The 21,756-nt window shown below is 60.6% G+C and carries 20 protein-coding genes; 16 read left to right on the forward strand and 4 right to left on the reverse strand.

The window, feature by feature from the left end:
• Nucleotides 1–69 precede the first annotated feature (69 nt).
• On the forward strand, nt 70–744 hold the full coding sequence (gene bioD, locus NX05_RS16905) for a dethiobiotin synthase (RefSeq protein WP_039431093.1): 675 nt from the start codon (nt 70–72) through the stop codon (nt 742–744).
• Nucleotides 745–858: 114 nt separating this feature from the next.
• Here the strand turns inward: bioD and NX05_RS16910 are convergent, their stop codons facing one another.
• The 3 genes from NX05_RS16910 to NX05_RS16920 form a co-directional block, all read right to left on the reverse strand.
• Nucleotides 859–1,194, reverse strand: a complete 336-nt coding sequence (locus NX05_RS16910; protein ID WP_039431092.1) for a phasin family protein — start codon at nt 1,192–1,194, stop codon at nt 859–861.
• Between the two features lie 194 nt (nt 1,195–1,388).
• Nucleotides 1,389–1,742, reverse strand: coding sequence for a 6-carboxytetrahydropterin synthase QueD (queD, locus tag NX05_RS16915; RefSeq protein WP_010371905.1), 354 nt, complete (start codon nt 1,740–1,742; stop codon nt 1,389–1,391).
• A gap of 313 nt (nt 1,743–2,055) precedes the next feature.
• Complete coding sequence (locus NX05_RS16920; RefSeq protein WP_039431090.1) at nt 2,056–3,438, reverse strand: DEAD/DEAH box helicase; 1,383 nt, start codon at nt 3,436–3,438, stop codon at nt 2,056–2,058.
• Nucleotides 3,439–3,814: 376 nt separating this feature from the next.
• Here NX05_RS16920 and NX05_RS16925 point away from each other — a divergent pair, with 376 nt between their 5' ends.
• The gene (locus tag NX05_RS16925; protein ID WP_010371899.1) at nt 3,815–4,804 is read left to right on the forward strand and encodes a fumarylacetoacetate hydrolase family protein; all 990 of its coding nucleotides are present in this window, start codon (nt 3,815–3,817) and stop codon (nt 4,802–4,804) included.
• A 43-nt stretch (nt 4,805–4,847) separates the two neighbouring features.
• A complete protein-coding gene (gene maiA, locus NX05_RS16930) occupies nt 4,848–5,510 on the forward strand; it encodes a maleylacetoacetate isomerase (protein WP_039431088.1) in 663 nt (220 codons plus the stop codon).
• A 328-nt stretch (nt 5,511–5,838) separates the two neighbouring features.
• Here the strand turns inward: maiA and NX05_RS16935 are convergent, their stop codons facing one another.
• Nucleotides 5,839–6,972 carry a PilT/PilU family type 4a pilus ATPase gene (locus NX05_RS16935; RefSeq protein WP_039431087.1) on the reverse strand — a complete coding sequence of 378 codons (1,134 nt, stop codon included), beginning with the start codon at nt 6,970–6,972 and terminating at the stop codon, nt 5,839–5,841.
• Nucleotides 6,973–7,070: 98 nt separating this feature from the next.
• Between NX05_RS16935 and NX05_RS16940 the strand changes: the two genes are divergently transcribed.
• From NX05_RS16940 to NX05_RS17000, 13 genes are all read left to right on the forward strand, one after another.
• Nucleotides 7,071–7,454 carry a DUF4398 domain-containing protein gene (locus NX05_RS16940; RefSeq protein ID WP_010371890.1) on the forward strand — a complete coding sequence of 128 codons (384 nt, stop codon included), beginning with the start codon at nt 7,071–7,073 and terminating at the stop codon, nt 7,452–7,454.
• Nucleotides 7,451–8,341 carry a membrane protein gene (locus NX05_RS16945; RefSeq protein WP_039431086.1) on the forward strand — a complete coding sequence of 297 codons (891 nt, stop codon included), beginning with the start codon at nt 7,451–7,453 and terminating at the stop codon, nt 8,339–8,341. The genes NX05_RS16940 and NX05_RS16945 overlap by 4 nt, the downstream gene beginning before the upstream one ends.
• Nucleotides 8,342–8,682: 341 nt before the next feature.
• The gene (locus NX05_RS16950; protein WP_003484103.1) at nt 8,683–8,901 is read left to right on the forward strand and encodes an HP1242/YdcH family protein; all 219 of its coding nucleotides are present in this window, start codon (nt 8,683–8,685) and stop codon (nt 8,899–8,901) included.
• Nucleotides 8,902–9,140: 239 nt separating this feature from the next.
• Nucleotides 9,141–10,511 (forward strand): pyridoxal-phosphate dependent enzyme, encoded by a 1,371-nt coding sequence (locus tag NX05_RS16955; RefSeq protein WP_010371860.1) that lies wholly within the window; start codon nt 9,141–9,143, stop codon nt 10,509–10,511.
• A gap of 88 nt (nt 10,512–10,599) precedes the next feature.
• Complete coding sequence (locus tag NX05_RS16960) at nt 10,600–11,784, forward strand: cystathionine gamma-synthase (protein WP_039431085.1); 1,185 nt, start codon at nt 10,600–10,602, stop codon at nt 11,782–11,784.
• A 25-nt stretch (nt 11,785–11,809) separates the two neighbouring features.
• On the forward strand, nt 11,810–13,171 hold the full coding sequence (locus tag NX05_RS16965; RefSeq protein ID WP_039431084.1) for a glycosyltransferase family 4 protein: 1,362 nt from the start codon (nt 11,810–11,812) through the stop codon (nt 13,169–13,171).
• Nucleotides 13,172–13,188: 17 nt separating this feature from the next.
• Nucleotides 13,189–13,980 carry an ABC transporter permease gene (locus NX05_RS16970; RefSeq protein ID WP_010371848.1) on the forward strand — a complete coding sequence of 264 codons (792 nt, stop codon included), beginning with the start codon at nt 13,189–13,191 and terminating at the stop codon, nt 13,978–13,980.
• Nucleotides 13,977–15,233: an ABC transporter ATP-binding protein gene (locus tag NX05_RS16975; protein WP_039431083.1), complete on the forward strand. Its 1,257-nt coding sequence runs from the start codon at nt 13,977–13,979 to the stop codon at nt 15,231–15,233. The genes NX05_RS16970 and NX05_RS16975 overlap by 4 nt, the downstream gene beginning before the upstream one ends.
• Before the next feature lie 34 nt (nt 15,234–15,267).
• Nucleotides 15,268–16,596: a class I SAM-dependent methyltransferase gene (locus NX05_RS16980; protein WP_039431081.1), complete on the forward strand. Its 1,329-nt coding sequence runs from the start codon at nt 15,268–15,270 to the stop codon at nt 16,594–16,596.
• The gene (locus NX05_RS16985; protein ID WP_039431079.1) at nt 16,589–17,509 is read left to right on the forward strand and encodes a GDP-mannose 4,6-dehydratase; all 921 of its coding nucleotides are present in this window, start codon (nt 16,589–16,591) and stop codon (nt 17,507–17,509) included. Before NX05_RS16980 ends, NX05_RS16985 begins: the two co-directional genes overlap by 8 nt.
• Nucleotides 17,506–18,474, forward strand: a complete 969-nt coding sequence (gmd, locus tag NX05_RS16990; RefSeq protein ID WP_010371836.1) for a GDP-mannose 4,6-dehydratase — start codon at nt 17,506–17,508, stop codon at nt 18,472–18,474. Before NX05_RS16985 ends, gmd begins: the two co-directional genes overlap by 4 nt.
• A 20-nt stretch (nt 18,475–18,494) precedes the next feature.
• Entirely contained in the window at nt 18,495–20,990 is a 2,496-nt protein-coding gene (locus NX05_RS16995; protein ID WP_230597563.1) for a glycosyltransferase family 4 protein, read from the forward strand.
• Nucleotides 20,991–21,551: 561 nt separating this feature from the next.
• Nucleotides 21,552–21,756 (forward strand): transposase (locus tag NX05_RS17000; RefSeq protein ID WP_253956536.1); only part of this gene is annotated, 205 nt, incomplete at its 3' end.

The following is a 21,756-nucleotide window of genomic DNA, read 5'->3' on the forward strand; positions in this document are numbered from 1 at the left end:
ACACACAGGGTGCGCGCGTTATCCTGCGCGCCCTCACGGCAATGGCGGCGCGGCCGCAGGACCAGGCGTATGCAGCACCCGGCTTTTTATGTCACCGGCACCGACACCGGCATCGGCAAAACCATGGGCAGTACTGCGCTGCTGCACGCAATGCGCGCACGCGGCCGCACCGCGGTGGGCATGAAGCCGGTGGCCAGCGGCTGCGAGCACACGCCGCAGGGCTGGCGCAACGAAGACGCGCTGGCGCTGCAGGCGGCCAGCGATCCGCAGCCGGAGTACGCCACGCTCAATCCCTACGCCTTGCCTGCGCCGCTGGCACCGGAACTGGCGGCGGCCGATGTCGGCGTGACGCTGTCGCTGGAGCTCATCGCGCAGGCCTTCGCGCAATTGCGCGCGCAGGCCGAGGTGGTGGTGGTGGAAGGCGTCGGTGGGTGGGCCGCGCCGCTCAGCGCGACGTTGGATCAAGCCGATCTGGTGCGCGCATTGCAGCTGCCGGTGGTGCTGGTAGTCGGCGTGCGGCTGGGTTGCATCAACCATGCGCGCCTCACTGCTGCTGCCATTGCTGCCGATGGGCTGCAATGCATCGGCTGGATCGCCAACGAAATCGACCCGAAGATGGAGCGTGTCGAAGAGAACATCGGCATGCTGCACCAGCGCCTGGCAATGCCGTGCTGGGGCCGGATTCCATGGCGACCGGGCGCCGACGTTGCTGCCCAGGCACAGGGGCTGCAGCTGCCGCGCTAGATGCCACTAAGCGCAGCGCGCAGGCATAAAAAAAGCCCGACAGAGGGAGGGATCTGTCGGGCCGGATTGCACGGGGGGAGGGACCCATGCAAAGACGCTGAATTTTATTGGCGGTTACTTGCGCCGGGTCTTGCCTATTGCGCCGGCCTGATCGCTACCGTTTTCAAACTGCTGCTTGGTGAATTGCCCAAGCTCGCTGGACATCTTCAACCCCAGCCCGACCACTTCCTGATTGACCGAAGCCAGGCGTTCCAGATTGTCGCGCGCTACATGCAGGGCTTTGGGCCAAAGCGTCTGGTAAGCGCCTAGATCGCGCGCCTGCGCAAACTCACCGAAGAAACTGCTGGTTGCGTTGACGTTCTGTTCCAGCGTTTCCAATGCCAACTGGTTGGCACGTGCTGCAGCAGAGGCGAACTGACTGGTAAAGCTGTTTTCGAACTGCGCCGACATTGCGAACCCCTTTGGGGAAAGCCGTGACCGTTTGTTGCGTTGCAGCATACGCCGTTGCTGCTGCGATGCAACATATTTTCTGAAGATTTTCCAAGCGGCTGTAGAAGTGCTTTCTCATCAATGGGTTAGCCAGCTCCCGGAAATGATAAAAGCCGCCCAGCGGGCGGCCCTAGGTCACAGGACTGCGCTACCGGTCAACCGCGATAGCGACACCCGGAGGTGCAGGTTTCATGCACCACGATCTCGCTGAGCTGCGGCAATGCTGGCTTGAGCTGCTGCCAGATCCAGATTGCCAGGCGTTCGCTGGTGGGATTTTCCAGCCCGTCGATATCGTTGAGATAGTGGTGATCCAGGCGGTCGTAGATCGGCTGAAAGGCGGCCTTGATATCGCCGAAATCCATGATCCAGCCGGTCTCGGCGCCGGGTTCGCCGCTGACATGCAGCTCCACTCGAAACGAATGCCCGTGCAGGCGCGCGCATTTGTGCCCAGGCGGCACATTGGGAAGCCGGTGCGCGGCTTCAAGCGTAAAGACTTTGAAGATATCCATGTGCGGCATTGTAAGTGCGCCGGGCCCTCTGAAGCCGACGGCGAGCGCAACGCTGCGGTGCTTTTCGGCGTTCCAAAGCCACGGTGGCAGTTTGAGTGTCACACCGGTACGCAGCGCAGCGCGCATGCCTGGCGCGCTGACTCTCGCGTCCGTCACCAAGGTGCGGCATTGCCGCGCTCTCTTGCGCTGCCTAGTCGCACGCGGATCAAGCATGTTTGCTGACACACGCGCATGGCCCACAAAAAAGCCGCCCCGAAAGGGCGGCTTTTCAGTTCAACGCCAACCTGGCGCCGGAAGTACCGGCGCTCAGGATTTAGCGCGTGCCGCTCGGACGCTGGCCACCGCGGCCGCCGTCGCGACGGCCTGCGCCAGCACCGGCATTGGCCTGACGCGGACCACTGCTGCGCTGGCCACCCGGCTTCTTCGGGCCGGCATGTGCATGCGCCTGACGCGGTGCATCGCCATGCGGACGACGGGCGTGGCTCTTGCGCGGAGCGCGATCGCCACCCGGCTGCTCGGCACGTCCCGGTGCGCTATTGCCCCAACGGATCGGGGTTTGCGGCTCGTAGCCCGGCACGTCGCGGATTTCCACGTCGCGGCCCAGCATGCGCACGATCTGGCGCAGCAGCTTGGCTTCGTCCTGCGCCACCAGCGAAATCGCCTCGCCGGTGGAGCCGTTACGGCCGGTGCGGCCGATGCGGTGCACGTAATCCTCGGCCACCATCGGCAGGTCGTAGTTGATGACCTTCGGCAGCTGGTCGATATCGATACCACGCGCGGCGATATCGGTGGCCACCAGCACGGTCACGCGGCCGGCCTTGAAGTCGCTCAAGGCACGCATGCGCTGACCTTGGCTTTTGTTGCCGTGGATCGCCGCGGTCTTGATGCCGGACTTCTCCAGAAACAGCGCCAGTTTGTCGCTGCCGTGCTTGGTGCGCGCGAAGACCAGGGTCTGCTCGCGGCTGTCCTGCGCCAGCAGGTGCAGCAGCAGATCGCGCTTGCGCGCGCCATCGACCGGGTGCACGCGGTGGGTGATGCTCTCGGCCACGGTGTTGCTCGGGGTGACCTGGATCTGCATCGGGTTGCGCATGAACTCCAGTGCCAGCTGCTTGATGTTCTCTTCGAAGGTCGCCGAGAACAGCAGGGTTTGACGGTCCTGGCGCGGCAGCTTGGTCAGGATGCGCTTGATCGACGGCAAGAAGCCCATATCGAGCATGCGGTCGGCTTCGTCCAGGATCAGCAATTCGATGCCGGACAGGTCCACGCTGCGACGCTCGATATGGTCGATCAGGCGGCCCGGGCAGGCGATCAGCAGGTCCACGCCACGACGCAGCGCGTCGAGCTGGTTGCCCATGCCCACGCCGCCGTAGATCACCGCGCTGGGGATGCGTAGGTACTTGCTGTAGCCCCGCAGGCTGTCATGCACCTGGGTGGCAAGTTCGCGGGTCGGGGTCAGGATCAACGCGCGCGGCTTGCGCGGGCCGTTGACCGGCTGCGGCGAGGTGCCCAGGTGCTGCAGCAGCGGCAGGCCGAACGCAGCCGTCTTGCCGGTGCCGGTCTGCGCGCCGGCCAGCAGATCGTGACCGGCCAGCACCAGCGGAATTGCCTGCTGCTGGATCGCAGTGGGGGTTTCATAGCCCTGCTCGGCCAACGCGCGCAGCAGGAAGGGCGCAAGGCCCAGGGATTCAAAAGACATCAGGAAGCTCCAAGTAAAGCGTCGCCACCAAGCCAAGCCCGGAGCGCAAACGCATTGCAGATGCAAAAAGTGAGGCTCGGAGCGTTCCCGTGAACCGCGCTGCGAGATGGTGGATCAACCCGATCAAAGAGCGATGGGTTTGTCGGCACCACGAAAGGCGTCGGGTGGGGCGGGCGAGCGGATCAATCGATCCTGGTCTCGCCGGCTGTCCCTAAGGGAAACGGACGGCCGCATGCAGACCCGGCAAGTGTACTCGCGTTTGGCGCGCTGCACAAAATCCCGTCACTGCGGTTGTGGTACTGGTCAGTTGTTTCATGTGTAACTACTGTTGCGGCAGGCCGTACAATCGCCCAATCAGCCACAGCACAGGATGGTCATGAAGCTAGGTTCCCTGAAGGAAGGCGGCCGCGACGGCAGCCTGATCGTGGTCTCGCGCGACCTGCGCACCGCCGTGCGCGCCACCGGCATCGCGCCCACACTGCAGCGCGCGCTGGAAGACTGGAGCAATGTGGCGCCGCGCCTGAACGCCTTATCGGCCTCGCTCAACGACGGCAGTGCCGACGGCGTCTTCGACCTGGACATGCACGCCTTGGCCGCGCCGCTGCCGCGCGCCTACGAGTTCGTCGACGGCAGCGCCTACCTGCCGCACGTGGAGCGGGTGCGCCGCGCGCGCAATGCCGAGGTGCCGGAAAGCTTCTACACCGACCCGCTGATGTACCAAGCCACCAGCGCCGGCTTCTACGGCCCGCGCGATGCCATCAAGGTGATCAGCGAGGAGCACGGCATCGATCTGGAAGCGGAAATCGTGGTCATTACCGACGACGTACCGATGGGCGCCTCGCCCGAGCAGGCGGCCGCGCATATCCAGTTGATCGGTTTGGTTAACGACGTCTCGCTGCGCAACCTGATTCCGGCCGAGCTCGCCAAGGGCTTCGGTTTTGTGCAATCCAAGCCGCGTTCGGCGCTGTCGCCGGTGTTCGTCACCCCCGACGAACTGGACGATGCCTGGCGCGACAACAAGGTGCACCTACCGCTGGTGACCCATGTCAACGGCGCCTGGTTCGGCGCGCCCGAAGCTGGCGAGGACATGCAGTTCAACTTCGCTCAGCTGATTGCCCATGCCGCCAAAACTCGTCCGTTGTCGGCCGGCACGATCGTGGGCTCGGGCACCATCGCCAATCAGGACACCACGCTGGGCGCCTCGTGTTTTGCCGAACAGCGCGTGGTGGAGACCTTGCGAGACGGCAAGCCGAGCACACCGTTCATGGCGTTCGGCGACATGGTGCGGATCGAGATGTTCGATGCTGATGGCGTCAGCATCTTCGGCGCGATCGAACAGCGCGTTGAGCGGCAACCGCTGCCATGACCGGTTGCTCACCTTCCGTAAGCGCTCACAGGCAGGCTGGCGTATGAGCGCACCCTTGGAGCTGTTTTCGTACTGGCGTTCGAGCGCGGCCTATCGCGTGCGCATCGGGCTGAACATAAAGGCGCTGGCGTACATCACGCACCCGGTGCATCTGGTGCGCGACGGCGGCGAGCAGCATGCGCCGGCCTATGCGCAGCTCAATCCACAGCAGCTAGTTCCGGCGCTGCGCCACGGCGCAGTGGTGGTTCCGCAGTCGCTGGCGATTCTGGAATATCTGGAAGAAGCGTTTCCAGGCGGCGCGCAGCTGCTGCCGGCAGCGCCGTCCGAACGCGCCCGCGTGCGCGCACTTGCCCAAGCCATCGCATGCGATGTGCACCCGCTCAATAACTTACGCGTGATGCAGTTGCTTGAGCGAGAGTGGCAACGCGATGCCGCACAGCGCCTGCATTGGACGCAGCACTGGATGCAGCAAGGGTTTGCGGCGCTGGAACTGCAACTGGCCAACGATCCGCACACCGCAAGCTTCTGCCACGGCGACACGCCGGGCCTGGCGGATTGCGTGCTGATTCCGCAGCTCTACAACGCGCGCCGGTTTGAGGTCGATCTCGCGCCATATCCCAAGTTGCAAAGCATTGAACAGGCCTGCCTGGCACTGCCGGCATTCGACGCGGCGCGGCCGGAAATGCAGATTGATGCAGTTGTTTGAGACGGGCGGGCGAGGGTAGTCGCTCTCGTCTGCGCCGCGGCAGCTTTCCTGGTAAGCGGAAAACAAGCGCGGCTTGCGGGGCAATTGCTCAATCCGAGGTCGGCCCATTGCTGGGTCCGTGCTGAAGATAAGAGCTAGCGCTTGCCTCAAAGCAGGCTTGAAGGCACGCATATGGTCCCCGCATCCCTTCCTTCGCGAGCGCAAGAAGAGATGCGGTATTGGATGAGGATGCAAGTCGCAATCGAATCGCGACCAAACTCATCTATCAGCGTGTCAATCGATCAGCGCCACGGCGCCAGTCGCTGGTCGAAAACCGCGACGAGGCCGCTTAAATAAACCCGTGGCTGATCTTCGGCGCAGCCGGCGTTTCGTAATCCGCGTACGGGTCGTGCTCGCCGGAGCCACCTTCGGAGAGGCGGAACTTCAGGGCGAGGCCATCGCGCGAGTCGGCGGCACGTAGTGCTTCTTCCTGCTCGATTTCGCCCGACTTCACCATCCGGAACAGGCACTGGTCGAAGGTCTGCATGCCTTCTTCCAGCGACGCTTCCATCGCCTGCTTGACCTCGTGCACCTGGCCGCGGCGCAGCAGGTCGCGAATCATCGGCGTGTTGAGCAGCACTTCGGTCGCCGGGCGGCGGCGTCCATCCACGCCCTTGACCAAGCGCTGCGACACCACTGCGCGCAGGTTCAGCGCCAGATTCATCAGCACGTTCTTGTGCGCGCTTTCCGGGAAGAAATTGAGGATGCGCTCGATGGTCTGGTCGGCATTGTTGGAGTGCAGCGTGGCCAGGCACAGGTGACCGGTTTCGGCGAAGGCGATCGCTGCCTCCATGGTCTCGGCGTCCAGGATCTCGCCGATCAGGATGACGTCCGGCGCCTCGCGCATCGCATTCTTCAGCGCGCTTTGGAACGCATGCGTGTCCAGGCCCACCTCGCGCTGGTTCACGATCGACATCTTGTGCTTGTGCAGATATTCGATCGGGTCCTCGATGGTGAGGATGTGCCCGGTGGTGGTGCTGTTGCGGTGGTCGATCATCGAGGCAAGCGAGGTCGACTTGCCCGAACCGGTCGAGCCCACCACCAGCACCAGCCCGCGCGGGGTCATGATGACGTCCTTGAGCACCTGCGGCAGGTTGAGCTCCTCGATGCTGGGGATCCGGCTGCGGATGGCGCGGATCACCATGCCCACTTCGCCGCGCTGCTTGAACACGTTCACGCGGAAGCGGCCGGCATCGGACAAGGCGATGGCCATGTTGAGCTCGAGCTCGCGCTCGAACTGCGGCACTTGGCCTTCGTCCATCAATGAGTAAGCGATTTTCTTGACCATCCCCGGCGGCAACCCCGTATTGCCGAGCGGGTAAAGCTTGCCTTCGATCTTGATGTACACCGGCGCGCCGGTGGTCAAGAACATGTCCGAGGCATTCTTTTCGGTCATCAGCTTCAGGAAGTAGCCGATATCCATGCGCAATGGTTCCCCAACAAACAGCAGCGTCTCGTTGCAAGTACGCCGCAGGCTTCCGACAATGGCCGTGCTCGAGACTTCTCGCTACGGCTCCCCTAATGACGGCTAGCTTCGCATACTTGCGGCGATCCCTGTATGGCATCGCCTGTTTCATGGTTCTTTCCTCTCCGGCCGCCGCCCAGGTGGCGCCGGAGCTCACTGCTGCCGAACAGGCCGTGCAACGCGCCACGCAGGCCGATGCCGACCAATACGCACCCGATCTGGTGAATCTGGCACGCCAGGAATTGATGCAGGCTCAGCAGGCTCAACTGGACAAGCGCCAACGCAAGCAGGTACCCCAGATCGCCTTACGCGCAGCGGCCGACGCCGACCTGGCCAAGGCACGCAGCGAAGAGGCGGTGGTCACCGCCCAGCTGGAACAGCGCAAGAAGGAAGTGGCGCAGTTGCAGAACACCCTCAACACCGGGGAAAGTGGCCGATGAAACTGCGCCCACTGCTCTACCTCGGTGTCCTGAGCTTGGCCGCGTTGCCGCCGCTGGCGATGGCGGCCAAGGACGACCCGCAGGCCGACGCGCTCAACCGGCGCTTGGCCGCGCTGCAAAATGACCCGCAGACCAACGATCTGGCCCGCTTCGAACGGTTGCAGGCCCAGCAGAGCGTGGCTGCGCTGGCCGAGGCCAAGCGGCGCGACCGCGACGAGCTGGTGTTTCTGGCCGACCGCCGGGTCGAGATCGCCGAACTTACTGTCCGTACCGCGCTGGCGCGGCGTGAGCTGGACCGCCTGGAAGGCACCCGCAACGACTTGCTGATCGAAGCCAGTCGCCGCGATGCCGCACGTGCGCGCCAGGAGGCCGAACGTCTGCGTGTGCAGGCGCAGATCCAGGCCGAGGCCGCCGAGCAGGCGCGCCAGGCCGCCGAACAGGAGGCGCTCGCCCGCCAAGACGCCGAGCTGGCCTTGACCAGCGTGGCCGGCAAGCAGACCGCCAAGCTCAACGCGGCCCAGCAGAAGGCAGTACAGCTGGCGCATGAGGAAGCCGAGCTCGTGGCCGGGGCCAAGTTGCCGGCCGCCACATTCGACAGCCGCGGCGAAGTGTTCTCGCTGGGCAGTGCTGCCTTCGGAGGCAAGGCTGCGCTGTCTGGCGATGCCGCCGGTCAGGCCAAGGCCTTGGCCGAATATCTGAACATCGGCAAGAAGGGCCGGGTCAATATCGTCGGCTTCGACAACGATGCAGCCACTGCCAAGAAGCGTGCTGAAGCACTCCGCGATGCCTTGGTGGCAGGCGGCGTCGCGGCCTCGCGGCTGCAGGTCACCGGCACCAAGGGCGCGGCCAGCAAGACACGTGCGGCCGAGGTCGTCGTTGCTCCATGATGGCAAGTGATTGGAAGTTAAAGCCTTTTAACCCGGGCATGACGCGTGGTTGAACCGCGGTCACTGATTGCGCCAAGGAAGGGCAAATGCGGCCGTTTCGGTCTTGAACCCCCTCCGCGACCGGCGTAGGGTCGTATCTCCGGGCAGCAACTCCGCTGCCCGGGAAGTACGGAGGACCGGGCCAGTGATGCAGAGGCACGCAACGACGCAAAACGGTGGAGTGGTTGTTGGTGGTTCCGCCCGTGTGTCGGCCTGTGCAACGCGTTGGTCTTCCATCCCCAAGCTGCGCCCCGTGCCTTTGCTGGCCGGGGCGTTCTTGTTTCAGTGAAGGAGGTAACGTCATGTTCGAAGGGCAACCGCAGACCGAAATCGACGCATTGATGAAGTCCGATCCCCAGTTCAAGCAGCTCTACCAACGCCACAAGCTATTGAACAAGAAATGCATGGATGCCGAACTCGGGGTGCTCCCGATCGACGACGTGACCTTGGGCCAGATGAAGCGCGAGAAGTTGCAGGCCAAAGAAAAGCTCACTCGCATGTACGACCAGCTGACGCACTGATCCTTCCCCACCGTTAGAACAAGTTCACCGTCGCGGGCGGTGGCGGCCTCCTCGTCGGCTTGCCACCGTCCGCGTCTTTGTTTGTGCCGCTGTGCCTTCGGGCTTGTGGCGCATTCTTGCAGCGGCTGAGCCTGCTCGTTCATAGGTCCGCGCAATCGTTTCAAGGCTGAATGAGCATTCCCCAGCTGTTCGTCGGATAATGACCGGCCTAGCCCGCGTGGCGCAGCGACGATATCCCGATGGCGATTCATTCCTCCGTACTCGAACTGATTGGCAACACGCCGATCGTCAAGGCCCAGCGCCTAGACACCGGCGTCTGCGAGCTGTTCCTCAAGCTGGAGGCGAATAATCCTGGCGGATCGATCAAGGACCGCATCGGTCTGTCGATGATCGAAGCGGCCGAACAGCGCGGCGATCTCAAGCCAGGCGCTACTCTGGTGGAGGGTACTGCCGGCAACACGGGTCTGGGCCTGGCCCTGGTTGCGCAGCAGAAGGGCTACCAGCTGATCCTGGTGGTGCCGGACAAGATGAGCCGCGAGAAGATCTTCAATCTCAAGGCCATGGGCGCCAACGTGGTGTTGACCCGCTCGGATGTGGCCAAGGGCCACCCGGAGTACTACCAGGACCTGGCCGCCAAGATTGCTGCCGAAACGCCGGGGGCCTACTTCATCAACCAGTTCGGCAACCCGGACAACCCGGCCGCGCACGAATTCGGCACCGGCCCGGAGATCCTGGCGCAGATGGATGGCCAACTGGACGCCATCGTGTTCGGCTGCGGCAGCTCCGGCACCATGACCGGCCTATCGCGCGCCTTCGCTAGTGCCTCGCCGCACACCGAACTGGTGCTGGCCGACCCGGTCGGCTCGATCCTGACCCAGTACATCGAAGAAGGTACGGTCAGCGAAAAGTCCGGCAGCTGGCTGGTCGAAGGCATCGGCGAAGACTTTTTGCCAGATATCTCCGACTTCTCGCGCGTCAGAAAGGCCTATTCCATCAGTGATGCGGAAAGCTTCCACACCGCACGCGAATTGCTGGCCAAAGAGGGCATCCTCGGTGGCTCGTCCACCGGCACCCTGCTGGCTGCGGCGCTGAAGTACTGCCGCGAGCAGACCACGCCCAAGCGCGTGCTGGTGTTCGTCTGCGATACCGGCAACAAGTACCTGTCCAAGATGTACAACGACTACTGGATGCTCGACAACGGCTTCCTGGAGCGCCCGCAACACGGCGATCTGCGCGACCTGATCCTGCGCCCGTACAACAAGCGCGACACCGTGGTGGTGGGCCCAAAGGATCTGCTGACCACCGCCTACCAGCGGATGAAGTTGTACGACGTGTCGCAGTTGCCGGTGATCGACGATGGCGAATTGGTCGGCATCGTCGACGAGAGCGACGTGCTGCTGCATGTGTATGGCGACGAGGCGCGCTTCCGCGACCCGATTTCCACTGCCATGGTCAGCAAGCTGGATCGTCTGGACGTCGCATCGCCGATCGAAGCGCTGCTGCCGGTGTTCGACCGCGGCCAAGTCGCCATCGTCATGGACGGCAACCAGTTTCTCGGCCTGATCACCCGCATCGACCTGCTCAATTACCTGCGCCGCCGCGTGCAGTGACCCCGCACCGCCGCGCGCTCGGATGAGATGCGCGGCATGGGCCATTCAGACCTGCTTGTTACAATCGCCCACTTTTTCGGGAACCTCCATGTCCAATCGCACCACTCATAGCCATGACGGCGCGCGCGCGCTGTCGCTTGCAACGCTGGCGATCCATGGAGGGCAGTCGCCAGATCCGAGCACCGGCGCAGTGATGCCGCCGATCTACGCGACGTCCACCTACGCGCAATCCAGTCCTGGCGAGCACCAGGGCTTCGAATATTCGCGCACCCACAACCCCACACGCTTCGCCTACGAGCGGTGCGTTGCCGCGCTGGAAGGCGGCACGCGTGCATTCGCGTTCGCCTCCGGCATGGCGGCGACTTCCACGGTGATGGAATTGCTGGACGCCGACAGCCACGTTGTGGCGATGGACGACTTGTACGGCGGCACCTTCCGCCTGTTCGAGCGTGTGCGTCGCCGCACCGCCGGCCTGGATTTCAGCTTTGTCGACCTGACTGACCCATCCGCGTTTGAGGCTGCGATCCGCCCCGACACCAAGATGGTGTGGATCGAAACCCCGACCAACCCGATGCTCAAGCTGGTCGACATCGCCGCCATTGCCGCAATCGCGCGCAAGCACGGCCTGCTGATCGTGGTCGACAACACCTTTGCTTCCCCGATGTTGCAGCGCCCGCTCAGCCTGGGTGCGGACATCGTCGTGCACTCGGCCACCAAGTATCTCAACGGCCACTCGGACATGGTCGGCGGCATTGCCGCGGTCGGCGACAACGCCGAACTCGCGGAGCAAATGGCCTTCCTTCAGAACTCCATCGGTGGCGTCCAGGGTCCGTTCGACAGCTTCCTCGCCTTGCGCGGTCTCAAGACCCTGCCGCTGCGCATGCGCGCGCACTGCGACAACGCCCTGGCGCTTGCGCAATGGCTGGAAACGCACCCCGCCATTGAAAAAGTGATTTACCCCGGCCTGGCCTCGCACCCGCAGCACGCGCTCGCAAAACGCCAGATGTCCGGCTTCGGCGGCATCGTCTCCATTGTGCTCAAGGGCGGTTTCGACGCAGCCAAGCGTTTCTGCGAAAAGACCGAACTGTTCACCCTCGCCGAATCGCTTGGTGGCGTGGAAAGCCTGGTGAACCATCCTGCCGTCATGACGCATGCCTCCATTCCGGTTGCCCGCCGCAACCAGCTCGGTATCAGCGATGCGTTGGTGCGGCTGAGCGTGGGGATTGAGGATTTGGGGGATTTGCAGCAAGACCTGGAGCTGGCTCTGACATGATCAGGCCGCAGTTGGAATTCCGCCGGTGAATGACCTTCGCCGGCGCGGGCCAAAGGGTCTGCTCTTGCTCAACCTGTCAGCTTGGATCAAGCAGCGCAGCGGGCTGGGCATGCTGTATCGGAAGTTGCCTCTCACCTGGCGCGTGGGCGCAGCTCGGCTGCTGTCAGTGCCTTCTGCCGAAAGTGCGCGTTTCGCGCGTACGCCCGCATGGGATGCTCCGTTGCCCTCAGCGGTCGCTGGCCCAGTCGCGCCGACGCCAGCGACCCTCGGTCCGGGAGTCAATATTCTTGGCTATGTACGTGGACAATTCGGCCTGGGTGAGAGCCTGCGTCTGTACGCGCGTGCGCTGATCGAGGCTGGGGTACCTGTGCGGTTGTTCGACATCGATCTTGGTTTGCCGCACGGTTGGGATGACCATAGCTTGGATACTTGGATCGGGGATGATCTGCCTCATCCGGTCAGCATCATTTTTGTAAATCCTGATTATCTAAAGTCGGCGCTTGAGCTCGTTGGCGTCGAGCGTCTCACAGGAAAGCATCTCATCGCCTGCTGGTTCTGGGAACTTGAGCGTGTCCCTAACGCATGGCTTCCTGCCATTGCCTTGGTCGACGAAATCATGGTCGCTACGCGCTTCATCGAAAACGCGTTCTCCAAAGTCACTGACAAGCCGATCCTGCGCGTGCCGCAGCCGCTTTCAGCCATTGGTGACAGCGGTCTGCAACGTGCAGATTTTGGAATTGAAGAAAACAAGTTTATCTTTTTAATAACCTTCGACTTTAATTCTTGGATCGAGCGCAAGAATCCCTATGGCGCGATCGCAGCGTTCAAGCGTGCTTTTCCAAAAGAACGCGACGATGTGCGGTTGTTAGTTAAGTCCAGCAATGGGCATCGGCATCCAGATTCGTTTCGGCGCCTGCTCAACGAGGCAGCCGCCGACTCGCGGATTGTCGTACGCGATGAGCTGATCGATCGCGCTCACGTTCATGCCTTGCAGCGTTGCTGCGACGCGTATGTTTCGCTGCATCGGGCGGAGGGCTTCGGTTTGGGGCTGGCGGAATGCATGGCAATGGGAAAGCCCGTCATTGCGACAGCTTGGTCCGGAAATCTGGATTTCATGGAGACTGGCAATGCCATGTTGGTGGGATATCGGTTGGCGCCTGTGCGCGAAGGTGAATATCCACACGAACACGGCGATGTCTGGGCCGAGCCCAGCGTTGAAGAGGCAGCCGTGTTCATGCGAACGCTAGCCGATGACCCAGTTCGAGCACAGAAACTTGGTCAAATGGCAGCAGAATCCGTAAGGGCGCTCCTCTCGCCGCAGTATGCGGCTCGCGCCATCGATGTTCGCGTTCGCCAGCTCGCCGCTAGCCTGGCGCTACACTCTTAACCCGATTGAGGTACCTTATGTCATCATTATTTGCGGCCGCATGGCGCTACAGGGGCTTCATCGCTTCGTCGATCGCCAATGATTTCCGCTCCAGGCTTGCGCGTAGCAAACTGGGTACACTTTGGATCGTTTTGCAACCATTGGCACAGGCATTGATTTTCGCGATCGTGCTGTCGAACGTCTTGGCCGCCAAGCTTCCAGGCGTCGAAAACCACTTCGCTTTCGCGGTCTATCTGCTTTCTGGTCTGTTGTGTTGGTCCGCGTTTGCCGAGATCGTGCAGCGTTGCCTCACAGTCTTTATCGACAACGGCTCGCTACTGAAAAAGATGCAGTTCCCAAGAATCAGTCTGCCGTTAGTCGCGGTAGGTTCGGCAATGGTAACCAACGTTGCCTTGCTCGCAGTCATCTTGGTGCTTGTGCCGATCTTGGGCATTTCGCTGACGCCGGCGCTGGTCTGGTTGCCGTTATTGTTGTCGATTAACGTAGCACTGGCGACCGGGATCGGCCTGCTTCTTGGTACGCTGAATGTGTTCGCACGCGATATCGGACAGATTATGGCGGTAGTGATGCAGTTCTGGTTCTGGATGACGCCGATTGCTTATCCCGCACAGGTTGTCCCTGAGGAGTTTCAAGGGATCCTGCGATATAATCCCGTCGCAGCATTGGCGACGGGGTACCACGATATCTTCCTTTACGGTCGCGCGCCGCAGAATTCACTCGTCTATCCGGCCGTGGTTGCTTTGGTGGCGCTGGCCCTTTCGTTCTTCGTTTTTCGGCGCGCCTCCGCCGAGATGGTTGATGCCCTATGAGCAATTCCGTACTGGTCGTCGATGGTGTGGGTAAGTGCTACCGAAATTATCGTAGCGAGTTACAACGCTTTGCCAGTTGGTTCGGCATTCCTGTCAAGCCGCAGTCCGAACACTGGGTGTTGCGTCATATCTCATTTCGGATAGGGCGTGGCGAAGCTGTCGGCCTCGTCGGGCAGAACGGCGCAGGCAAGAGCACGTTGCTCAAGATCATCACCGGCACGGTCCGCCCCAACGAAGGCTCTGTGGTGGCCATTGGTCGCATCTCGGCGCTTCTAGAGCTTGGGCTCGGTTTCAATGCAGAGCTCACCGGTCGCGAGAACTCCCGTCATGCTCTCGGCTTGATGGGGGCGGCGGGCCACGAGATCGAATCGATGCTCGAGTCGATCGAAGAATTTGCCGAAATTGGCGATTACTTCGACCAGCCGATACGTGCCTACTCCAGCGGCATGCAAATGCGCGTGGCTTTCAGCGTGGCGACTGCCGTGCGGCCAGAAACGCTGATCGTTGACGAAGCGCTATCAGTGGGAGACTCGTACTTCGTACACAAGTGCTTCAAGCGGATACGTGAATTCCGGGAGGCTGGAACGACGCTTCTGATCGTGTCCCATGATGCCGGTGCAATCCAGGCCTTATGCGATCGCGCGCTGTTGATCGAAGGGGGGCGGCTGATCAAAGACGGCGATCCGCAGGAAGTCATGGATTACTACAATGCGCTGATTGCCGAAAAAGAGAACGCGAGCGTCAGGACGGCAAGTACCGAGGATGGCCGTACAGCGACCGAGTCCGGTACTGGCGAGGCGGTCTTTGATTCGATCCAACTGCTCGACGAAACTGGAAATCCAGTTGAGTACATTGGCGTAGGCGATACGGTGACCCTGCGTTGCAAAATTTGCGTTAATGAGCCAATCAACCGTCTCGTCCTCGGTTACATGATCAAAGATAGGCTGGGTCAGTCCGTGTTTGGCACGAATACCCACCACACTGGTCAGACTCAAGAGCGGCTGCAGGCTGGGGACCAATTGATCGCCAAAGCGCGCTTCCCGATGAATCTAGGCCCTGGAACTTATTCCGTCTCCGTGGCGTTAGCTAGTGCCGAAACCCATTTGGTCGAGAATTACCATTGGCGTGATTTGGCCTTGGTTTTCAATGTCGCCAATATACGTCACGACACCTTCGTTGGGACGGCTTGGATTCCGCCGGTACTGTCGATCGAAATCCCACGGGGGGGCGCTTGCCATGACTCCTCAGTCTAAAATCGTTACCCCACACTCACCGGTGCTGACAGAAATGAGCGTGGCCGAGATCCTGCGGAAGATCAACGCAGTCGTGCTAAAAAGAAAAGCAACGGGCGTAACTGGCGTCGACTCTCTAGTCTGGCCGGAAAATTTCGAGATATGGACTGCGGCCGAACCCGCAACGGCACCGCGAGAAGTCTATGAGCTGGGTGATCTGCTTGCTCAGGACGACGCCGACTTCGTGACCAACGCCTATCGTGTGCTGCTGCGTCGTCCACCGGACTCGGCCGGGTTCCTTAACAACATAGAGGCGATGCGCCGAGGTGACCAGACCAAGTTAGACATCATCGCTTCGTTGCGGTTTTCACCTGAGGGCATGGCCGTCGGCGTTCCAGTGCGTAGATTGCGCCTAGCGTGGTTACTGCACCGCTGGAAACGCAAGCCTCTGGTTGGCCCTATCCTCTCATGGGCCCATGCGCTGCTCCGTCTCGGACACCACGTAAGTCGATTGGAGTGGCTGGAGGTGCGCAGCGCACGCGAGGCCCATCGATTGGGGCGACATGTCAATGAGGTAGTGCTCGAGGCTGGCAGCAGGATCGAGGCAATCGAGAAGAAGCTTTCACGCCTGGACAAGCGTGAAAGCCGACTACTCGAGGAGGAGACGCGCCGTGCCGCTCTTGTGCCACAGTTGGACGCGCTGTATTCCGCGTTCGAAGATCGCTTCCGTGGCCCCGAATCTCTGATTCAGGCGCGCGCCCGTCCCTACTTGCAACTTGTTCGCGAGTGCGGCGCGGGAACTCTAGAGGCTCCAGTGGTTGACGTTGGCTGCGGTCGTGGGGAATGGCTTGCGTTGCTGAGTGACGAAGGGTTGCACGCGCGCGGAATCGATCTTAATTCCCGTTTTGTCAGGGACGCGGCTGTGCGAGGTCTTGAGGTGATCGAGGGAGACGCGATCGAGGTGCTGCGAGCTATGCCTGCAGGCAGTGTTGCCGCGATCACGTCGATGCACCTAGTCGAGCACCTGCCGTTCGAGCGCGTTGTGGAATTCATTGACGCATGTCATCACGTACTGCGGCCCGGCGGCGTGTTGATCCTCGAAACTCCGAATCCTGAAAACCTGGATGTGGCGACAATCTATTTCTACATGGACCCGACCCATCGCAATCCGCTTCCGCCAGAGATGCTGCGTTGGGTGGTTGAGGCGCGTGGTTATCCGGATGCAAGGATCGAGCGTCTCAGTGAAGAGCGCGAGTTGAGTGCTCCAGCCTTGCTGTCCGACGACCTACCTGGATCATCCTCGATCAACACCTTGCTTGCTCGTACGCACGTCGCTCCCGATTACGCGATCATTGCCCATCGTGGGGAGGTTTCGCATGAATGAGGTCTGTAAAAAACTTCTTGTGACTGGTGCCGGCGGGTTTGTCGGAAAGCATCTGCTAGACGCGGTGGGGCGGGGACAGTTTGGTAATTTCGAGGCCCTACCATTGCCAGCCGGTACTGATTTACGCGATAGGGCTGCAATCGAGAGTGCGCTAGGCGATGTTTGTCCTGACGCCGTAGTGCACCTTGCTGCACAGAGTTTCGTACCCCAGTCATTCGACGATCCTGAGGAGACGCTGCAGATCAATTTGATCGGGACCCTGCATCTGCTTCAGGCGCTTGCGCGGAAAGGCTTCTCCGGACGGTTCCTATATGTCAGCTCGGGAGATATTTACGGACGCGTTCCTGAGAGCGATCTCCCTGTAGATGAGACCCTTCTGCCGGAACCTCGCAGTCCATATGCCGTCAGCAAATGTGCCGCTGAACAGCTCTGCATGCAATGGCATCGAAGCGAGAAGCTCGACGTGGTGATCGCGCGCCCTTTCAATCACGTAGGCGCTGGCCAGGGAGATCGTTTCGTGCTTTCTTCGCTTGCCCGGCAGGTGGTCGCCATTGCCGAGGGGCGGCAGGCTGCGGTGATAGAGGCGGGGGATATCGATACGACGCGCGATTTCAGTGACGTGCGCGATATCGTCTCGGCTTATGCAGCTCTGCTGACGCGCGGCAGGTCCGGTGAAACCTACATTGTTGCTTCGGGCGTAGAGCGCCGCGTCCGCGATTTGCTCATTGAAATGTGCCGTCTCACCGGCGTCGAGGCGGAAGTGCGCCAAGATTCCGCCAAGATGCGTCCCGCCGAACAGAGGCGTATGGTGGCCAGTCCGGCAAAACTCCAGCGTGATACCGGCTGGATGCAGGCTTTCGACATACAATCAACGCTTTCCGAAATTCTCGAACATGCAAGGAAAATTCAATGAGTAAGAATGCCCTGATCACTGGCATTACCGGCCAGGACGGCGCCTACCTCTCTCGGCTTTTACTGTCCAAAGGCTACAAGGTACACGGCATTCTTGCCCGCCGCAGCAGCGATACGCTGTGGCGCCTACGCGAACTGGACATCGCCGATGACGTCGTCTTGCTTGATGGCGATCTTACGGATCTGTCGTCACTCATCCGTGCCATGCATGCCTCCAAGGCTGACGAGGTTTACAACCTTGGTGCTCAGAGCTTTGTCGGCTCGTCTTGGCAACAGCCGATTCTGACGGCTCAAGTTGATGGGGTCGGTGCGCTCAACGTGCTCGAAGCAGTGCGCATCGTCAATGACAAGGCCCACTTCTACCAAGCATCTACCAGTGAGATGTTCGGCTTGATCCAAGCCGAGATGCAGAGCGAGTCGACGCCCTTCTATCCACGCAGTCCCTATGGCGTGGCGAAGTTAATGGCGCACTGGGCGACCGTGAACTATCGAGAAAGCTTCGGAATGCACGCTTCGAGCGGCATCCTGTTCAACCATGAGTCCCCGTTGCGCGGAATTGAGTTCGTGACCCGCAAGGTGACCGACGCTGTGGCCCGTATCAAGCTGGGCAAGCAGCGGGAACTGCGCCTGGGCAACATCGATTCAAAGCGTGACTGGGGCTTTGCCGGTGACTACGTCGAGGCGATGTGGCTGATGACCCAGCAGGCAGAAGGCGGTGATTATGTGGTTGCTACCGGCCTCACTACGACGGTGCGCGACATGTGCAAGATTGCCTTCGGCCACGTGGGCTTGAATATGGATGACCACCTGGTGATCGATGAGAAATTTTTCCGTCCAGCCGAGGTCGACGTACTGCTCGGAAACCCCGGTAAGGCGATGGAAAAGCTCGGTTGGAAGCCCAAAACATCCCTTGAACAGCTGATCACGATGATGGTAGATGCGGATATGCGTCGACTTTCAATCTGAAGACTGAGTAGGGGAATACGGTGCGTCTTGCTATCGATATGCAGGCGTGCCTGACTGATTCGCGCGACCGCGGGATCGGCAGGTATGCTGACAACTTAGTTGCTGAGATGGTGCGTCAGCGCCAGGACGACGAAATTCTGTTGGCGCTGGATGGTGCTGACCCTATGCGCCTGCGCCAGGCGCGTTCGCGCCTGCGTCATCAGTGTGTGCGTACGGCAACGACAGTGATGCATTACCCTGCAAGCGCTTTCGTCGATCATGACGCGCTGCGCATGCAAAGTGCCGCGCGCCTCCGTGGCAGATTCTTTGAGTCCTTAGGGCTAGATGCATTTCTGCATACTAGTTACTTTGAAACTGGTGGCAGCTACACAACCGGGATCGATTGGGCAGCGGATCCGCTGCCGAAGACGGCCGTCATTGCATACGATGTGATACCACTGCTGTATCCGGAGCGCTACCTGACGCCCCATCCTTTCATGGCTGATTGGTATCCGCGTAAATGCGAGAGTTTCAGTAGGTTCGATTGTTTCCTGTCGATCTCCCAAGCAACCCGAGTGGACCTAATCGAAAAGCTTGATATTTCTCCGGAAAAGATTCACGTGATCAATGCCGGGCTTGATCCGGGAATGTTGGCTATTGCGCAGGCAGGCTTGCCGGTGGATGAGGCAATACTCATGCGGCGCGGCATCGACGCGCCCTTCGTGCTCATGGTTGGCAATGGTGACTGGCGCAAGAACACCTTGGGTGCGCTCGAGGCTTTTGCACGACTGCCGCGTAGCCTCCAGAAAAAGTATCTGCTGGTACTCACCCAAGTCGGTACGGATGTCAAAGAGGCACTTGCTGGGTCCTTTTCTCATCTCGCCTCGCGGGTACGCGTGCTTGGCCGTGTCGACGATGTTGAGTTGGTTACGCTGTACCAGGCTTGCCGAGTGTTCTATTTCCCCTCCTTTTATGAGGGCTTTGGTCTTCCTGTACTTGAGGCGATGGCATTTGGCGCGCCTGTTCTAAGCGCCAACACTGGCAGTCTGCCTGAAGTCGTGCACGATCCGCGTTGCCTGTTCGACCCGCATGACATCGACGCGGCTGCATCACTGCTTGAAGCCGCCTTAGAAGATGCGACCTTCCGTGAGGTGTTGGTTTCCGGCGTCAAGGCACATGCTTGGACTTACAATTGGAAGTCATGCGCTGAAACCGCATTTGCGGCGCTGCGAGCTCTGGCAGACGATGCCAAGGCGGTGCAACCTCGGTTTGGCAAAGCCGGTGGTTTTGATCGTGTGCGGATAACGCAGGAAGACATTGATGCCTGGTCGGGGCTCCTGATTGATGCCCCCGATGCAGTGGGTCATCTGGAACAAGGGTTGGCTGCGGCTGCTGCATGCGGTCGACGCCGCATCCTGGTTGATATTAGTGAGGTGGTACGCCTGGATGCACGTAGCGGCATTCAGCGCGTCGTCCGCAATTATTGTGCAGGATTGCATGCGCTCGCTGACGATGTGGGGGTTGAAGTCCAGCCTGTCTATTGGACCGAGCACGGCATCCTGTATGCCAGTGATTACGCCGCCAATCGCTTAGGTATGCCCATTGAGACCGCTAACGCAGGCATGCGAGTCACGGTGAAGCCGAATGACCTGCTGCTGATGCTCGACTCATCGTGGTGGAGTCCCGAGCGGTTTGATGCCCTGCACACCCAGGTGGCTGCTGCTGGTGGGGAGGTGGTTTGGATGGTCTACGATCTTATTCCCTTGCTAGTGCCGCATACCTGCGATCCCGTCATGCCGCCGGTGTTCCGGGGATGGCTTGAGCATGCTGCCGCCACCGCAGATGGGTTTATCTGCATTTCCGAGGCGACACGGCAGGATCTTGAGCGTTTCCTAGACGAGCGGCCCGCGCATCTGGTGGCAAGACCATGGACGCGCGCGATGCACCTGGGCAGCGATCTGGAGTCCGGGCAGATCGTCGGCCAGGCGTCAGAGGCGATTGCGTCTTTGCTGGAAGGGCTGGAGGCCAAGCCGCTAGTCTTGGCAGTTGGCACAGTCGAGCCGCGCAAGGACTACGCGACCATTCTGGCAGCCTTCGAAAAAGTGTGGGCGCGTGGTGGTAATGCTGCACTGGCCATCGTTGGCAAACATGGATGGAACGTCGAAGAGCTTGCGCAGAAACTTCAGGCGCATCCGCAATTGGGTACGCGACTTTTCTGGTTGCAGGGAGTGTCAGATACCGACCTTCACCACCTGATGGATAGAGCGGACGTCTTGGTCCAGGCATCGGTTGCGGAAGGGTTTGGTCTGCCGCTGGTTGAGGCTGGTAGTCGCGGCAAGCCACTGTTGCTCAGCGATCTTGCGGTTTTCAAGGAGATCGCGGGCGAGGAGGCAAGCTACTTCCCCATAGGGGATGCAGATGCGTTGGTAGCTGAGATTGAACGCGGTGTAGCGAACGGATGGAAGGTGCCGACGAATATCCGGACGTTAACTTGGCGGGAATCGTCGCGTGGATTGATAGATAAATTGTTGTACTAGAGCGGATCCGCGACAAGGGAGTGGCGCAACATTCCTTCTGATTGCATGTTGATGCTTTATTTACTTCTGCAGGAGCGGTTGCGAGCTTCTTTGCTTGGCAATTTTGCTCAGATGCAAAAAGCTCTATTGGTCAGTGACTTCTTCACTTTTCTTGAGCTTGGTCTCAACGGCCTCTTCTACTCTGGCGCTATGTCCGAGTACGTATGAAGCGTTGAAGCGTCCTCGTTTCTTCGAGTCACTGAGAAGTAGAGGTAGTTTGTAATTGTGCCATTGCGAAGCGGATGGGTGGAAAGCCGCCGAGTGATCGATGTGGTCGTTGGTGGTTGTATCGATTGCCTGACCCACCCCGTGACCCACCCCCGAAAACCGTGCCAACGTAAAGTAGAGACTTCGCCCCGCATGGGCCCCGTGGATCACGAGGAATCAGGCGATGAAGGTGTCGACTCCCCGTAAAATTGATCCATCCATAGTTAGAGGTCTCCGGCACACTAGCCACCAAGGAGACCAACCATGCGCAAGAGCAAGTTCACCGAGAGCCAGATTGTCGCCACGCTGAAGTAGGTGGAGGGCGGCCGCCAGGTCAAGGATGTGTGCCGAGAGCTGGGTATTTCCGATGCGACGTATTACATCTGGAAGTCTAAGTACGGTGGCATGGAGGCCGCTGATGTGCAGCGCCTTCGCGACCTGGAGACCGAGCACAGCAAGCTCAAACGCATGTATGCCGAGCTCGCGATGGAAAACCATGCACTGAAGGATGTCATCGCAA

The sequence above is a fragment of the Xanthomonas vasicola genome, from assembly GCF_000772705.2.
GTDB classification, from domain to species: Bacteria; Pseudomonadota; Gammaproteobacteria; order Xanthomonadales; family Xanthomonadaceae; genus Xanthomonas; species Xanthomonas vasicola.

Bases quoted from the DNA above. Each gene is read 5' to 3' on its own strand.
- bioD (WP_039431093.1), top strand. From the start codon at position 70: ATGCAGCACCCGGCTTTTTATGTCACCGGCACCGACACCGGCATCGGC.
- NX05_RS16910 (WP_039431092.1), bottom strand. From the start codon at position 1,194: ATGTCGGCGCAGTTCGAAAACAGCTTTACCAGTCAGTTCGCCTCTGCT.
- queD (WP_010371905.1), bottom strand. From the start codon at position 1,742: ATGGATATCTTCAAAGTCTTTACGCTTGAAGCCGCGCACCGGCTTCCC.
- NX05_RS16920 (WP_039431090.1), bottom strand. From the start codon at position 3,438: ATGTCTTTTGAATCCCTGGGCCTTGCGCCCTTCCTGCTGCGCGCGTTG.
- NX05_RS16925 (WP_010371899.1), top strand. From the start codon at position 3,815: ATGAAGCTAGGTTCCCTGAAGGAAGGCGGCCGCGACGGCAGCCTGATC.
- maiA (WP_039431088.1), top strand. From the start codon at position 4,848: ATGAGCGCACCCTTGGAGCTGTTTTCGTACTGGCGTTCGAGCGCGGCC.
- NX05_RS16935 (WP_039431087.1), bottom strand. From the start codon at position 6,972: ATGGATATCGGCTACTTCCTGAAGCTGATGACCGAAAAGAATGCCTCG.
- NX05_RS16940 (WP_010371890.1), top strand. From the start codon at position 7,071: ATGACGGCTAGCTTCGCATACTTGCGGCGATCCCTGTATGGCATCGCC.
- NX05_RS16945 (WP_039431086.1), top strand. From the start codon at position 7,451: ATGAAACTGCGCCCACTGCTCTACCTCGGTGTCCTGAGCTTGGCCGCG.
- NX05_RS16950 (WP_003484103.1), top strand. From the start codon at position 8,683: ATGTTCGAAGGGCAACCGCAGACCGAAATCGACGCATTGATGAAGTCC.
- NX05_RS16955 (WP_010371860.1), top strand. From the start codon at position 9,141: ATGGCGATTCATTCCTCCGTACTCGAACTGATTGGCAACACGCCGATC.
- NX05_RS16960 (WP_039431085.1), top strand. From the start codon at position 10,600: ATGTCCAATCGCACCACTCATAGCCATGACGGCGCGCGCGCGCTGTCG.
- NX05_RS16970 (WP_010371848.1), top strand. From the start codon at position 13,189: ATGTCATCATTATTTGCGGCCGCATGGCGCTACAGGGGCTTCATCGCT.
- NX05_RS16975 (WP_039431083.1), top strand. From the start codon at position 13,977: ATGAGCAATTCCGTACTGGTCGTCGATGGTGTGGGTAAGTGCTACCGA.
- NX05_RS16980 (WP_039431081.1), top strand. From the start codon at position 15,268: ATGAGCGTGGCCGAGATCCTGCGGAAGATCAACGCAGTCGTGCTAAAA.
- NX05_RS16985 (WP_039431079.1), top strand. From the start codon at position 16,589: ATGAATGAGGTCTGTAAAAAACTTCTTGTGACTGGTGCCGGCGGGTTT.
- gmd (WP_010371836.1), top strand. From the start codon at position 17,506: ATGAGTAAGAATGCCCTGATCACTGGCATTACCGGCCAGGACGGCGCC.